This is a genomic window from Streptomyces sp. NPDC031466 (assembly GCF_055581265.1).
Genome location: NZ_JBVIJT010000001.1, coordinates 61,813 through 75,122, shown reverse-complemented (window position 1 = coordinate 75,122; position 13,310 = coordinate 61,813). Strand labels below are relative to the sequence as shown.

The 13,310-nt window shown below is 70.1% G+C and carries 11 protein-coding genes; 2 read left to right on the top strand and 9 right to left on the bottom strand.

Annotated features, from left to right (window positions below):
* Nucleotides 1–85 precede the first annotated feature (85 nt).
* The 8 genes from ACZ5GP_RS00315 to gap all read right to left on the bottom strand — a co-directional run bounded on the left by ACZ5GP_RS00315 (nucleotide 86) and on the right by gap (nucleotide 9,921).
* Nucleotides 86–1,099 (bottom strand): polyprenyl synthetase family protein, encoded by a 1,014-nt coding sequence (locus ACZ5GP_RS00315; protein ID WP_468748602.1) that lies wholly within the window; start codon nucleotides 1,097–1,099, stop codon nucleotides 86–88.
* Nucleotides 1,096–1,995, bottom strand: a complete 900-nt coding sequence (ptlD, locus tag ACZ5GP_RS00310; RefSeq protein WP_468748601.1) for a neopentalenolactone/pentalenolactone F synthase — start codon at nucleotides 1,993–1,995, stop codon at nucleotides 1,096–1,098. The genes ACZ5GP_RS00315 and ptlD overlap by 4 nt, the downstream gene beginning before the upstream one ends.
* Before the next feature lie 34 nt (nucleotides 1,996–2,029).
* On the bottom strand, nucleotides 2,030–3,784 hold the full coding sequence (ptlE, locus tag ACZ5GP_RS00305) for a neopentalenolactone/pentalenolactone D synthase (protein WP_468749060.1): 1,755 nt from the start codon (nucleotides 3,782–3,784) through the stop codon (nucleotides 2,030–2,032).
* A 17-nt stretch (nucleotides 3,785–3,801) separates the two neighbouring features.
* Nucleotides 3,802–4,629 carry a 1-deoxy-11-beta-hydroxypentalenate dehydrogenase gene (ptlF, locus tag ACZ5GP_RS00300; RefSeq protein WP_468748600.1) on the bottom strand — a complete coding sequence of 276 codons (828 nt, stop codon included), beginning with the start codon at nucleotides 4,627–4,629 and terminating at the stop codon, nucleotides 3,802–3,804.
* Between the two features lie 99 nt (nucleotides 4,630–4,728).
* The gene (locus tag ACZ5GP_RS00295; protein WP_468748599.1) at nucleotides 4,729–6,183 is read right to left on the bottom strand and encodes an MFS transporter; all 1,455 of its coding nucleotides are present in this window, start codon (nucleotides 6,181–6,183) and stop codon (nucleotides 4,729–4,731) included.
* 58 nt (nucleotides 6,184–6,241) lie between these two features.
* The gene (gene ptlH, locus ACZ5GP_RS00290; RefSeq protein WP_468748598.1) at nucleotides 6,242–7,093 is read right to left on the bottom strand and encodes a 1-deoxypentalenic acid 11-beta-hydroxylase; all 852 of its coding nucleotides are present in this window, start codon (nucleotides 7,091–7,093) and stop codon (nucleotides 6,242–6,244) included.
* A 219-nt stretch (nucleotides 7,094–7,312) separates the two neighbouring features.
* Entirely contained in the window at nucleotides 7,313–8,509 is a 1,197-nt protein-coding gene (gene penM, locus ACZ5GP_RS00285) for a pentalenolactone synthase (protein ID WP_468748597.1), read from the bottom strand.
* A 407-nt stretch (nucleotides 8,510–8,916) separates the two neighbouring features.
* The gene (gene gap, locus ACZ5GP_RS00280) at nucleotides 8,917–9,921 is read right to left on the bottom strand and encodes a type I glyceraldehyde-3-phosphate dehydrogenase (RefSeq protein ID WP_468748596.1); all 1,005 of its coding nucleotides are present in this window, start codon (nucleotides 9,919–9,921) and stop codon (nucleotides 8,917–8,919) included.
* A gap of 153 nt (nucleotides 9,922–10,074) precedes the next feature.
* On the opposite strand from gap, the gene ACZ5GP_RS00275 reads away from it, so the two are divergent.
* Entirely contained in the window at nucleotides 10,075–10,575 is a 501-nt protein-coding gene (locus tag ACZ5GP_RS00275) for a MarR family winged helix-turn-helix transcriptional regulator (RefSeq protein ID WP_468748595.1), read from the top strand.
* A 70-nt stretch (nucleotides 10,576–10,645) separates the two neighbouring features.
* Here the strand turns inward: ACZ5GP_RS00275 and ACZ5GP_RS00270 are convergent, their stop codons facing one another.
* Complete coding sequence (locus ACZ5GP_RS00270) at nucleotides 10,646–11,149, bottom strand: flavin reductase family protein (RefSeq protein ID WP_468748594.1); 504 nt, start codon at nucleotides 11,147–11,149, stop codon at nucleotides 10,646–10,648.
* Between the two features lie 153 nt (nucleotides 11,150–11,302).
* Here ACZ5GP_RS00270 and ACZ5GP_RS00265 point away from each other — a divergent pair, with 153 nt between their 5' ends.
* Nucleotides 11,303–13,297, top strand: a complete 1,995-nt coding sequence (locus ACZ5GP_RS00265; RefSeq protein WP_468748593.1) for a serine/threonine-protein kinase — start codon at nucleotides 11,303–11,305, stop codon at nucleotides 13,295–13,297.
* Nucleotides 13,298–13,310: the final 13 nt, after the last annotated feature.

Genomic DNA, 13,310 nt, shown 5'->3' with positions numbered 1-13,310 from the left:
CGGGGCGGCGCTGCCCCTGGTGTCGGGTGTGCGTACGGAGCGGGGCGGGGGAGAGGGCGGAGACGGAGCGGGGGGCGGCCGGGGTTCAGACCTTCCGGTCGACGACGAACCGGCCGAGCGCGACGAGTTCAGCCCGCGCTCCGGCGTCGAGGTCGACGTCGCCCAGCGCGTCCTCGGCCAGCGCCATGCGCCGGGCGGCCTCGGCCAGCGCCCAGTCCCGGCCGCCCGCGCCCTCGATCAGGCCGGCCACCCGCCGCAGCTCCTCCTCGTCGGGGTCGCCGGAGGTGGCGAGCCAGTTCGCCAGTTCGTCGCTGAGCGGCCCTTCCTGGTTCAGGGCGTGGCTCACCGGCAGGGACTTCTTGCGGGAACGCAGATCGGAGTGGATCGACTTGCCGGTGACCGCCGGGTCGCCCCAGATGCCGAGCACGTCGTCGACGAGCTGGAAGGCGATGCCGAGATGGTCGCCGTAGAGCGCGAGGGCGTCCACCGTCGTCTCCGTTGCCCCGGCGAGCACGGCGCCGATCGCGGCGCTCGCCGACAGCAGCGCACCGGTCTTTCCGGCGGCCATGTCGAGGCACTCCTCGACCGTGACGTGTCTGCGCTGCTCGAAGCCGAGGTCCTGGACCTGACCGCGGATCAGGTGCCGGGTGGTGCGCGCGAGGAGCCGGGCGGCGGGCGCCGCAGTCGGCGAGCCGCTGTCGAGGAGCACCTCCTGGGCGAGCGCGAGCATGGCGTCACCGGTCAGGATGGCGCTGGAGGGGCCCCACAGCTTCCACACCGTGCGCCGGTGGCGACGCTCCTCGTCACCGTCCATCAGGTCGTCGTGCACGAGGGAGAAGTTGTGCACCAGCTCCACGGCGACGGCGCCGGGCAGGGCGACCTCCGGCGGCGCGCCGACCGCCTCGGCCGACAGGAGCGCGAGCGCGGGCCGTACGGCCTTTCCCGGGTCGGCGCTGGTGGGCGCGCCCCCGGCGGTGATCCAGCCGAAGTGGTAGGCGGCCTGGTGGCGTGAGCGGCGGTCGAGCCGGTCGACGGCGGCCCGCAGGGCCGGGGTGAGGGTGACCCGGCTGTGGCTGAGGAAAGCGGGAGGGGCGCTCATGCGGCGACCTGCGCGCGCCAGGGGGCCGTCGGGTCGTCGAAGATGCTGACGACCTGGCGCATGACGCGCCGTTCGGCCGGGTCGAACGCCTCCTTGGCGTGGATGGTGCCGAGCTGGTCCCACATGACGATGTCCCCCGGCCGCCAGGTGTGGGCGTAGGTGAACTCGGGTCTGCCCGCGTGCGCGAGGAGCTCGTCGAGCAGTTCGCGGCTGTCGTCGGGGGTGAGATCCACGATCCGTTTGGTGTTCAGGGTGCTGACGTAGACCGACTGGCGGCCGGTGCGCGGATTGCGGGCGATCAGCGGGTGGACGGTGGAGGTGCCGTCCTCGGGCTGGATCGGTTCGGTTCTCTCGCCGAGGGACACCTCGCCCTGGAGCTTCTCCTCGATGGTCTCCTCGTACCCGGTGCGCAGGGCGTGGCGGACGCGGTAGGAGTGCAGGCGCCTGCGCTCTTCGAGCGACAGCGACTCGTACAGGGCGTACATGTCGGTGAAGAGGGTCCGTCCGCCACCGGAGGCCGGCACTTCCAGCGCTTCGAGGAAGCCGACCTGGGAGACGCGGGGACGGAAGGAGTAGTCGGTGTGCCAGTCCATCCACGCGGCGTCGCCGACGCCGATCTTGCGGCCGTCCTCCATCAGGTTGGAGACGATCAGAATCTCGTTGTGGTCGGGGTGGGCGCCGCTGGTCAGGCCGGTCTTCGGGATGTGTCCGAAGTGGCGGCCGAAGGCCAGGAACTCCTCGTCGGAGGGCCTTGGGTGGCCATGGAAGACGAGGACGAGGTGCGCGTCGAGCGCCGCCCGGATCTCCTCGATCCGGGTCTTGTCCATGTCGCCGGTGACACGGACGCCGTCCACGACGGCGCCGAGAGCGGCGCCGGGTATCGGCGTGACGTCCATGGGCGTTGCCGCCTTTCGCAGAAGGGTCGGGTGGTCAGCGCAGTTCGAGGCCGGCGAGGTCGCCCGCCGCGCGCCAGCGCCTGAGGATGTCGACGAACTCCACCGAGCCGCCGCCGTAGCTGGAGTTGAGCCGGGGCATCGCGCTCGGGTCGCCCTCGTTGTTGTAGAGGCCGGGGGTGCAGTTCTCCAGGAAGTCGAGATCGTTGCTGGCGAGCCGGAGGATCTCCTCGACCCACTCCTTCTCGGCGGCCTCCGACGCCTCCACGACCCGGTGCCCGCGTTCCTCGACGCTCTTGACGATGTACGCGAGGTGCCGGGTCTGCTCGCCCAGCATGTAGGCGATGTTGACGTGCCGGCCTGCCTGGATCTTGGAGAGGATGAAGCAGTTGGGGAAGCCGTTCACCTGGAGTCCGTGCAGGGTGCGCGCCCCGTCCGCCCACTTCTGCGACAGCTTCACGCCGTCGCGGCCGACGATGTCGTACCCGGCGCGCTCGGTGTAGGGGACGGCGAACTCGTGCTCGTAGCCGGTGGCGAAGATCAGGCAGTCGAGCGGGTACTCCCGCCCGTTCGCGACCACCCCGGCCTCGGTGAGCCGTTCCACGCCCCGCCCCTGGGTGTCGACGAGGGTGACGTTGGGCCGGTTGAAGGTGTGGAGGTAGCCGTCGTGGAAGCAGGGCCGCTTGCAGTACACGCGGTAGTACGGCTTGAGGGCGGCGGCGGTCGCGGGGTCGGTGACGACGCTGTCGATGCGGGCCCGCAACTCCTCCATCTTGAGGAAGTCCGCCCGCTCGGCCGCGAGCGCCCGCTCCTTCGGATCGCCGCCCGTGTCACCGGTCGGCAGGATCGCGGCGGCCAGTTTGGCCGTGGTCTGGGTCCAGCGGTCCTGGACCAGGTCCTCGTCCTGCGGGATGCCGGAGGTCAGGGCGTGGAAGTTCTCCATCCGGTGCTGCTGCCAGCCCGGTTCGAGGCCGTCCGCCCAGCCGTGCGGGGTGGGCCGGTTGCCGCGCACGTCGACGGTGGCGGGGGTGCGCTGGAAGAGGACGAGCCGCTCGGCCCACTCGGCGAGGTGCGGGGCGAGCTGGATGGTCGTCGAGCCGGTGCCGATGACGCCGACCGTCTTGTCCTTCAGACCGGTCAGGCCGCCGGTGCTGTCCCCGCCGGTGTAGTCGAAGTCCCAGCGGCTGGTGTGGAAGGAGTGCCCGGCGAACGTCTCGAGGCCCGGTACGGCGGGGAGCTTGGGGCGGTGCATCAGGCCGATCGACATGGCCACGTACCGCGCCCGGAACAGATCCCCGCGGTCGGTGCTCACCAGCCACCTCTCGGCGGCCTCGTCCCAGCGCAGTTCGGTGACGGCGGTCTGGAAGAGGGCGTCGCGGTAGAGGTCGTACTGGTGGGCGATCCGCTGGAGGTGGGCGAAGATCTCGGGTCCGGTGGAGTACTTCTCCGTGGGTATCGTGCCGGTCTCTTCGAGCAGCGGCATGTATATGTAGCTCTCGACGTCGCAGCGGACGCCGGGGAAGCGGTTCCAGTACCAGGTGCCGCCGACGTCGCCGGCCTCGTCGATCAGCCGGATGCGGTCGAGGCCGGTCTCCTGGCGCAGGTGGGCGCCGGTCAGCAGGCCGCCGATGCCGGCGCCGACGACGGCGACGTCCACCTCGTCGGTGAGGGGCTCGCGCTCCCGCCGCTCGGTGTAGGGGTCGCGCGCGTAGCCGCTGAAGTCGCCGCGCGCGAACTGGTAGGTGCGGCCGGCAACGCGCTTGTCGCGCTCCTGCCGGTACTTCTCCCGCACCGCCTCCAGGTCGATGGTCAGTGTTTCATCGCTTCGGTCGTCGCTCTCGGCGTGTGCCACAGCTCCTCCTCGGGGGAAGGGGGCGGAAGGGAGACATGACGCCATACGTCGTCGAACTGATCGCGCAGCCGCAGCGGGGCGTCGGAGTTGCTGAAGAGGTAGAAGCGGTCGGAGCCGAGGGCCTCCCACACGAGTGAGGCGACGTCCTCGGCGCTCACGGAGGTGTCGCCGCCCGCGCCGCGCGGCGCGGTCAGACCCTGGACCATGGGGGTGTCGACCCGTCCCGGGCACAGCACCGACACCCGGATCGGGGTGTCCCGCAGATCGGCGCGCAGGCTGCGGGCGACCGCGAGGTCGGCGTGCTTGGAGGCGGCGTAGGCGGCGCTGCCCGCGCCGACGGCGAAGGCGGACATCGAGGCGGTGTGGATCAGGTGGGCGGGCCTGCCGCGTTCGAGGAGCGGGGGGATGAAAGCGCGGGACACCAGGACGTGCGCCCAGTGGTTGGCCTCGAAGACCTGCCGCATCCGCTCCAGCGGCACCTCCCACAGGGGCTGCCCCACGGGGCCGAGGACCCCGGCGTTGTTGCAGACCACGTCGATGTCGCCGAGCACGTCGAACGCGGTGTCCGCGAGGTGCGCGACGGCGTCCGGGTCGGTCAGGTCGGCGCTCACGGCGGTGACCTGGGCGCCGCGCGCCGTGAGTTCGGCGGCCCGCGCGCGCAGCGCGCCGCCCGCCACGTCCGCCATGACCACGGCCATGCCGGCCTGTGCGAAGCGGGCGCTGAGGGCGAGTCCGATGCCGCTGGCGGCGCCGGTCACCACGGCTGTGTCCGTCCGTAACTGCACTTGGCTGCCTCCACTCCTGTGCGCGGGTACGCCGAAGGACGGCGCGCCGCTGCCTGCGAGAGGGTCTGGGTCAGTACGCGTCGTGCACGGGGTGCGGTGTCACCTGGGGTCAGGGAGTTTCAGGCTGATCACGAGGACGATCATCGAACAGCCTGCGAGGAGGGCGAGGACGGCCACGGCCGCAGGCATCGTCGACTGCCAGTCGCTCATGGAGAGATAGAGGGTTCCGCCCACGGTCGCGCCCAGCGCGGTCGCCATCTGCTGGCTGGTCACCAGCACACCGCTGCCCATCCCGGCCTGGGCCGGGGGTACGTCGGCGAGGATCATCCGGAACAGTGTCGGCCCGGTCAGCGCGGCGCCCACGCCGTAGAGGCCGATCCCGACGAGTACGAGCGTCAGGGAGGGGCGCGGCCAGCCGAACCGGATGACCAGCGCGAGGAGCAGCAGGCCCGCACCCTGGACGCAGGCGCCCAGGGTGACGATGCGGGCGCCCAGGGCCGCCGCGATCTTCGGGGTGAACAGGGTCACCGCGAAGAACGCCACGGCGAACGGCGCCAGGCCGCCGCCGGATTCGAGGCCGTCGAAGCCGAAGTGGCCCTGTGCGACCAGTGCGTAGACGAACAGGAAGGCGCCGAAGCCGGCCGAGAACGGCACCATGGCCGCGAGGCCCCTGCGCATCCCCGCGTGTGAGAGCACCGTCGGGGACAGCAGCGGTGAGCCGCCTCGCGCCTCCAGGCCGCGTTCGGCCCGGGTCAGCGCCAGCGCACTCGCCGCGGCGACCAGGAGCAGTGACCACAGCCACAGCGGCCAGCCCAGGTCGGGGCCCGCCACGACCAGGGTGAGGACGCAGACCATGGTGAGGCCGAACAGGGCGGTGCCCTTGGGGTCGAAGCCGGGCTTGGTGTCCGCCTTGGTCGCGGGGACGCGCCGGACGGCGAGCAGCGCGGCCACACCGATCGGCACGTTGATCGCGAAGACCGCTCGCCAGCCGATTCCCCCGACGTCCAACGAGACGAGGAGTCCGCCCAGGATCTGTCCGACGACCATGCCGAGGGCGGCGGTCGCGCCGTACATGCCGATGGCGCGGGCGCGTGCCTGACCCTGGGTGGCCGCCTGGATCGTCGCGAGCACCTGCGGTACGAGCATGGCGGCGGCGGCGCCTTGGAGCAGCCGGGCGGCGACGAGGAACTCGATGGTCGGGGCGAGCCCGCAGAGCGCCGAGGTCAGGGTGAACGCGGCGAGTCCGTAGGCGTACAGGCGGCGCCTGCCGAAGGCGTCGCCGAGCCGGCCGCCGAGCACGAGGCCGAGGGCGTAGGTGAGGCCGTAGCCGGACACCACCAGTTCCAGTGCGGCGGGGCCACCATGGAGGTCGTCGCTGATCGGGTTCAGCGCCACGTTGACGATGGAGGCGTCCACGATGGACAGGGCGTAGCCGGTGAGCACCACCACGAGGGCGATGCCGGTGAGCCCCGAGGCGTCCGGCTCCCTACGGGCAAAGGGCTCCGGGGCCGCGTCGGACCCCTTGACGGAGGGCGGGCCCTCGCGGTTCGTCATGCGTTGCCTACCCGGGCTTTCGTGGGGGACGGTTGAGGCGGATGCGGGGGTGACTCGGTCATTCGGCGGTGGCCGGAGTGCCGGTGATCTTTGACAGGATGCCCTTGGAGGCGTCCTTGGCGGACTCCGGCCAGGGCGTCATGGAGTTGAACCCGCGGTGCGAGGAGGCGGGTTGGATGCGGGTGTCCATCGACATCCGCATGCCGGCCGGGGCCACGGAGACGTTCGGGATGGACTTGTGGCACATGAAGGCGTGGAAGAGGAGCACATCGCCCGGTGCCATGGGCGAGAACAGCAACTGCTCGTCCGCGCCGAACTCCTCGGCGGGGATGCCGCGCACGGGGTGGCCGAAGCGGCGGAAGTTCTCGGTGACGACGTGCTCGCGGGGGCCCCTCTTGTGGCTGCCGTCGGCGAGGGCGACGCCGCCTATGTCGGGGCTCGTCGGGAGCAGCGGTATCCAGGCGGTGCGGAAGTCCTTGTTGGGGCCTATGTAGAAGCCGTCCTGGTGCAGCGGTGTCAGGAAGCTCGGCTCCGCGGAGCCCGCGGCGGAGGGGTAGTAGCGGATCGTCGTCGACTTGAAGACGAAGACGGGCTCGCCGAAGACCTGCTCCCACAGCTTGACGGTCGTGGGGTGGTTCCACAGCTCGTCGTACTTGACGTACTCGTGCATCGCCACCTCGTCGACCGCCTCGAAGGAGTCGATGGCAAGGGTGTCGAGGGTGGTGCCGGGCGCGGCGTGGCCGAGTGCGATCAGGCCCTGGAGCATCTGCTCGGCGGCGGTCCGCACCAGTTCGCGGTTCAGGGCGCCACGGAGATAGAGATAGCCGTGCTCTTCATAGAACCGGTCGAGGGCCTCACGGTCGTCGAGAAGAGGTGTGCAGTCGACGTAGTCGTTGAAAGTGTCCGTCATGGTTCCTTGTCCTCGTGATATCTGGCGCGTGGGGAAAGGAGCGTCACACCTCCGGGCGGACCGACGGCCCGAAACGATCGACCAAGAGCCTATATAGCCCGGCGATGCATTTCCAGCCCTCAAATTGCCTGAGGGGTCGTCAACTCACCTGCGGTATGCGGTGTTCGTTTCACGCGGTGGTTTCCGCTGACGGGTGTGCGACGGTTCTGCCGATACCGCTCAGAATGTCACCGGGATTTCGTCGTACCCGCCGGTGATCCGGTGCTCCTGCCATCGCAGGGAATCCTCTGGGACCGCGAGCCGCAGGTCCGGCAGCCGCTGGAACAGCCTCTCGAACACGGCGGTCAGCTCGATCCGGGCCAGCGTGCGGCCTATGCAGTGGCGGGCGCCGTGTCCGAACGCCAGGTGTGACTTGGGCCTGTCCCGGTGCAGGTCCAGCACGTCGCCCGCGGGGTAGGCCCGCTCGTCTATGTTGGCCGCGCCGATGGCGAGCTTCACCGCGTCCCCGGCCCGGATCACCGTGTCGCCGACGGTGATGTCGCTGTGCGCGTAGCGGGGTATCAGCGCGTTGGACCCCTTGCCGCCGACGCCCAGGCGCAGGATCTCCTCGACCGCGGCCGGCGCGAGGCCGGGGTCCTCAATGAGCTGCGCGCGCTGGACGGGGTTGCGCAGCAGCAGGAGTGTGCCCAGGTCGATGCGTACGATGGTGGTCTCGTAGCCGAACAGCAGCACGGCGCTGCCCAAGTCGACGATCTCCGAGTCGGACAGCGTGCCGCCCTTGGCGGCGATCAGCTCGGACAGGATGTCGTCGCCCGGCTCGGCCCGCTTGCGGGCCACCAGCTCCATCATGTAGTCGACGACCTTCTTGAAGGTGTTCGCCGAGTGCTGGTCGTCGCTGTGGTCGAAGGTGCCCCTCGCCCACTGACCGAACCGCTCCCGGTCGGCCAGCGGCACACCGAGCAGATCGCAGACCACCATGGTCGGCAGCGGGAAGGACAGCGCGCGGTGCAGGTCGATCGGCGGGGCGGCGGCGGCCAACTCGTCGAGCAGCTCGTCCACATGGTGTTCGATCCGGGTCTGCATGCGGCGCATCCGCTGCGTGGTGAACAGCGGGACGAGCAGCTCGCGCATCTGTCCGTGCCTGGCGAGTTCGGTGTCGCAGTCGTCCCCCGCCATCAGGGCGACCATGAAGCCTCTGGCCGCGCTCTTGGCCGACTGCTCGCGGTCGGGGTTGCTGAGCCGGAGCCTGCGGTCGGCGAGCAGGGTGCGCACCTCGTCGTAGCGGGTGACCAGCCAGGCGTCCTCACCGGCGGCCCGCACCTTGGTGATCGGCCCCTCCTGCTGCAGTGCGCGCATTTGGGGCGCGATGCCCATGACGGACGGATTGTCGAACGGGAGCGTCGGAAGTTCCTTCATGCGGGCATGCTCATTTCCCCGAGGATCTCCCGCATTCTTCTGGAAGCACCCCGGATCGACAGCAAAGGCAATTTCCTGGACAGGTCGACGGAGCCGGCAACGCCGAGGTCGCGGAAATGTCGGAGCAAGACGCGCCATTGCGTCACGGAAAGTTGGTGCGGACCGCGTACCCCTCGCGAGGCGCCGACCATCAATGCGTCAACGAGATTATATAAGTGTGCGCTGTTTTTCTAGGGTGACCACTTCGCGGACCGGCGGTCCAGGGGGGACCGAGGCGCTCCCCGCGCTCTCCCGTCGCGCGGACTCCGGCAATCAGACCCGGTGGTGACCGCCCGGCTCAAGACCCCGCTGCGGCGACGGCTCGAGCCGGGCGCACCGTCGACGGACCCCCGGGCTGTCGGCAGGCCCTAGAGCGAGGTGCCGACCTTGAGGGCCAGGTCGATGAGGCGGTTGGAGTAGCCCCACTCGTTGTCGTACCAGCCGACGACCTTGACCTGCGGCCCCATGACCCGGGTGAGACCGGCGTCGTAGATGCAGGAGGCCGGGTCGGTGACGATGTCGGAGCTGACGATGGGGGCCTCGGTGTAGGAGAGCAGCCCCTTGTACGCGCCGGCGGCGGCCTTGGCGTACGCCTCGTTGATCTCCTCGACGGTGGTGCGGCGGCTCGTGGTGACCGTCAGGTCGGTGACGGATCCGGTGGGCACGGGGACGCGCAGCGCGAACGCGTCGAGCCGGCCCTTAAGTTCGGGCAGGACCAGACCGATGGCCTTGGCCGCGCCGCTGGACGTCGGCACCACGTTGATCGCCGCCGAGCGGGCGCGGCGCAGATCCTTGTGCGGGGCGTCCTGGAGGTTCTGGTCCTGGGTGTAGGCGTGGACGGTGGTCATCATCCCGTACTCGATGCCGACGCTCTCGTGCAGCACCTTGGCGAGGACGCCGAGGCAGTTGGTGGTGCAGGAGGCGTTGGAGATGATCGCGTGCCGCTCCGGGTCGTACGCGTCGTCGTTGACACCGAGGACGAGGGTGACGTCCTCCCCGTCGGCGGGCGCGGCGATGATCACCTTCTTGGCGCCGCCGTCGAGGTGCGCGCGGGCCTTCTCGGCCTTGGTGAAGATGCCGGTGGACTCGATGACGACGTCCACACCCAGGTCGCCCCAGGGCAGTTGGGCCGGGTCGCGCTCGGCGAGGACCTTGACCGTCTTGTCGCCGGCCCGGATCGCGCCGGGCTCGGCGGTGACCTCCTCCGGGAAGCGGCCGAGGACCGAGTCGTAGGCCAACAGGTGGGCCATGGTCGGTACGTCGCCCAGGTCGTTGACCGCGACGATCTCCACATCCGCACCCCGGGCGGCGACCGCCCGGAAGACGTTCCTCCCGATGCGGCCGAAGCCGTTGATACCTACACGAACAGTCATGCGTTCCTCTCACGACGGTTTTGGGGGCTCCACGGTGAAGAGAGGGCAGCCGGGCATGTCGCGGCGCGCCGCAACGGCGGCCACCCAGAACACCATAAGCAACTTCTGTAAGTTATCAATACATCGCCACTCCGCAAGCTATAGGCTCCCCGCGTGCGTGCCTCCTGGAACGATCTGAATGTGACTCAGTTCATCGACGTCGTCGAGGAGTTCAACCGTTTCTACATCCGCCTGCCGCGTCGGCGAAACCACGCGTTCAGCACGCTGTCGGTGCTTGACGCCCTGGCCTGCGACGACCGCCCGAAACGGCTGACCGAGCTGATCGCGAGCGAACAGCTCAGCCAGCCGGGGCTCACCCAGCTGGTCAAGCGCCTGGAACGCGACGGCCTCGTGGAACGCGGACGTGACCCGCGCGACGGCCGCGCCGTTCTGGTGCGCATCACCCAAAAGGGTCGGGACGTCGGCGAGTCGCGTCGCGGGGAACGGGCCGAGCAGCTGACGCCGCTGATCGCGCTGCTCACTCCGGAGGAGCGCCGCGCGATCACCGGGGCACTGCCCGCGCTGCGGCGTCTGGCGCGGCTCGGGCGAGACGGTGCCGGCGATGCCGTCGGCTCTGCCGGGGCAGAGGGACGGTGGCGCCGCCCGGCGGGGTGAGCGTCGCGTCGGGACCCGCGAGGGTGGGCGCTGTGGGTCGAGGGCTTCCGGGCGGTGGCGCCGCGTTGGGTCAGGCCGGGTGACCTGCGGTGATGTGGCCCGCGTCGTGCAGCGTGAGCACGGCCCGGCCGTCCCGGTCGTCCATGGTCGCCTTGGTGTGGGCGGCGATCGGGTCGAGAACGAAGGCCACGTGGTCGCCCCCGTCGTACCGGTCGTGGATACGCCCGGTGAACCAGGCGAGAGCGTCGGTCAGGACGACCGTGCCCTCCGCCCCCTCGGACCACGCCAAGCCGTCGAACTTGTCGGTCTCGGCGCTGCATTCGGAGCCGAAGCGCTCGGCGAGGTCGAGCCGGTTCCTCGGCAGTTGGTGGACCGTGAGCGTGTCCGCCGCCAGGGCCAGACGGTAGGTGTGGTTGGCCTTGGAGAGCCACACGGAGAAGCGCACGGGGCTCAGCGAGCACTGGCTCGCGAAGCCGACCAGACAGCCGGCTCGCTGTCCGTCCACCGCCACCGTGACCACATACACGGCGGGATCCGCGAGGGCGGTGAAGGCCGCGATGTCCTTGTCGTTCATGTCCACCTGTCCACCTGTCCGAGGGGTGTGCCACCTACCCGCTCCCGGGCCGTTGCCCACCTTCGCACAGGCGGGTCGCCGCATGTCGGTCAAAACGACCTCTGAGCGCACGACGGACACGGCCGTCGGGGAGTTGGGCTACTCTCCCTCTTCGTGGATCAGCTGACCGCCGAAGACCCGCCCCACATAGGCCCTTACCGCCTCATCGCACGCTTGGGTGCCGGCGGCATGGGCCGGGTCTACCTCGCCCGGTCCGAAGGCGGGCGCACTGTCGCGGTCAAGGTCGTGCAGACCGAGTTCGCCCAGCACCCCGAATTCCGCTCGCGGTTCGCACGCGAGGTCACCGCGGCGAAGCGGGTCGGAGGGACCTGGACCGCGGCGGTGCTCGACGCGGACACGGATGCGCAGACACCTTGGGTCGCCACGCAGTACGTCCCCGGGCCCGATCTGCACGCCGTCGTGGCGGAGCAGCACGGGCCGTTGCCCGAGCAGTCGGTGCGGGTCCTGGCCAACCGGCTCGCGCGCGCCCTGCGGGCCATCCACGAGGCGGGCCTCGTCCACCGCGACCTCAAGCCGTCCAATGTCCTGGTCACCGTGGACGGGCCCCGGGTCATCGACTTCGGTATCGCCCGGGCGTTGGACACCGTCAGTGGGGACAGCCTGCAGACCCGCACGGGCATGGTGATCGGCTCGCCCGGCTTCATGTCGCCGGAGCAGGTGCGAGGGCTCCACGTCACCGCCGCCTCCGATGTGTTCTGCCTGGGTTCGGTCCTCGCCTACGCCGCCACGGGGCGCCAGCCCTTCGGGTCGATCGGAAACGGGCTGCACGCCCAGCTGTTCCGGGTCGCCGAGGAAGAGCCGGACCTGGACGGGCTGCCGCAGGCGCTCCTCGACCTCGTGCGGGACTGCCTGCGGAAGGACCCGGCACAGCGCCCCACGCCGGAGCAGGTGGCCGCCCGCACCACCACGGCAGAGGCCCTTGAATGGCTACCGGGCGTGCTGCTCGCTCAGCTGGGGCGGCACGCCGCGCAGCTGCTGGACTTCGACCCACTGCGCCCGCGCACGGTCCTCGCGTCGGACCAAGGCCCCGCTCCGCCGGTGCCTGCCAGGCCTGCGCCCACACCCCGGGCTGTGCAACCGCCCACGGCCTCCCCGCCGGACGCGCTCGCGCACACGGTCGGGCGGGAACACGACGAGACAGCACGCCCGCACGACGGTCCGGCGCAGACCCTGGATCGGCGAGGCCGCCCGGCCGTCGTCGCGGGGGCGGCAGTCGCCGTGGCCCTCGTCGCCATCGGCGGATTGCTCGCGCTCCGTCCGTGGCAGAGCGGGACATCGCTGAGTGCTCCGAAAACGTTGCGGGGAAGCTGGGAGGCGGCTCTCGATCTGAAGGACAACCGGGGTGTCCCCATAGAGGGGGTGACGGCACGACTGGTCATCGGCGCGGAGGACACCGCCGAGTACTCCGTGTTGAACGAGGACCGGCTGTGCGTCTGGGACAGCACCATCACCGATTCCAAAAGCGACTCGATCAAGCTCGGCACGAGTCGGTTGAAGAGCGCAAGCCCCAAGTCCGAGGCGGGCAAGTGCGAGCACAACACCGAGGACTACGGCTCCTCCGTCCTGGACGGTACGGGGGCGTTCGTAGCCACATGGGACGGGAACTACGAGTGGGAGGACGACACGGGCTACTACGATCACCGCAACGACGGGAACACCCTCTACGAACCTGACACGTTCGAAAAGGCAACGCCCGCCAAGGGCGCGCTGCCGCAGAAATATCGGGGCTCGTGGAACGGCCGGGGACAGGACGGCACCTACCGCTTCGAAGTCACCATGGGGCGGGGGGCGACGAAACGCGACATCCGTCTTGTGTCCATCAGCGAAATGGGGGAGAAGTGCGTGTACAAGGCGCAGGTGTTCTCCCAGGAGCCGACCCTGCTGCGCACCGCGCCCGCGGAACTCGCCGACAGCAAGCAGCCATCGGGCTGCACCAAGAGTGCTCCTTCGTTGTCCTTCCAGGAGAGCGAGGAACTGGAAAAGCGAAAGTTGTCGTTCGAGCCCATAGGGGGCGCCACCACACCCCTCTTCGAAGCCCGGCACTGGATGGGAAAGCTGACTGGGTCGGTCATCAGGGCCGGGGCGTAGAAGGACGTCGTCT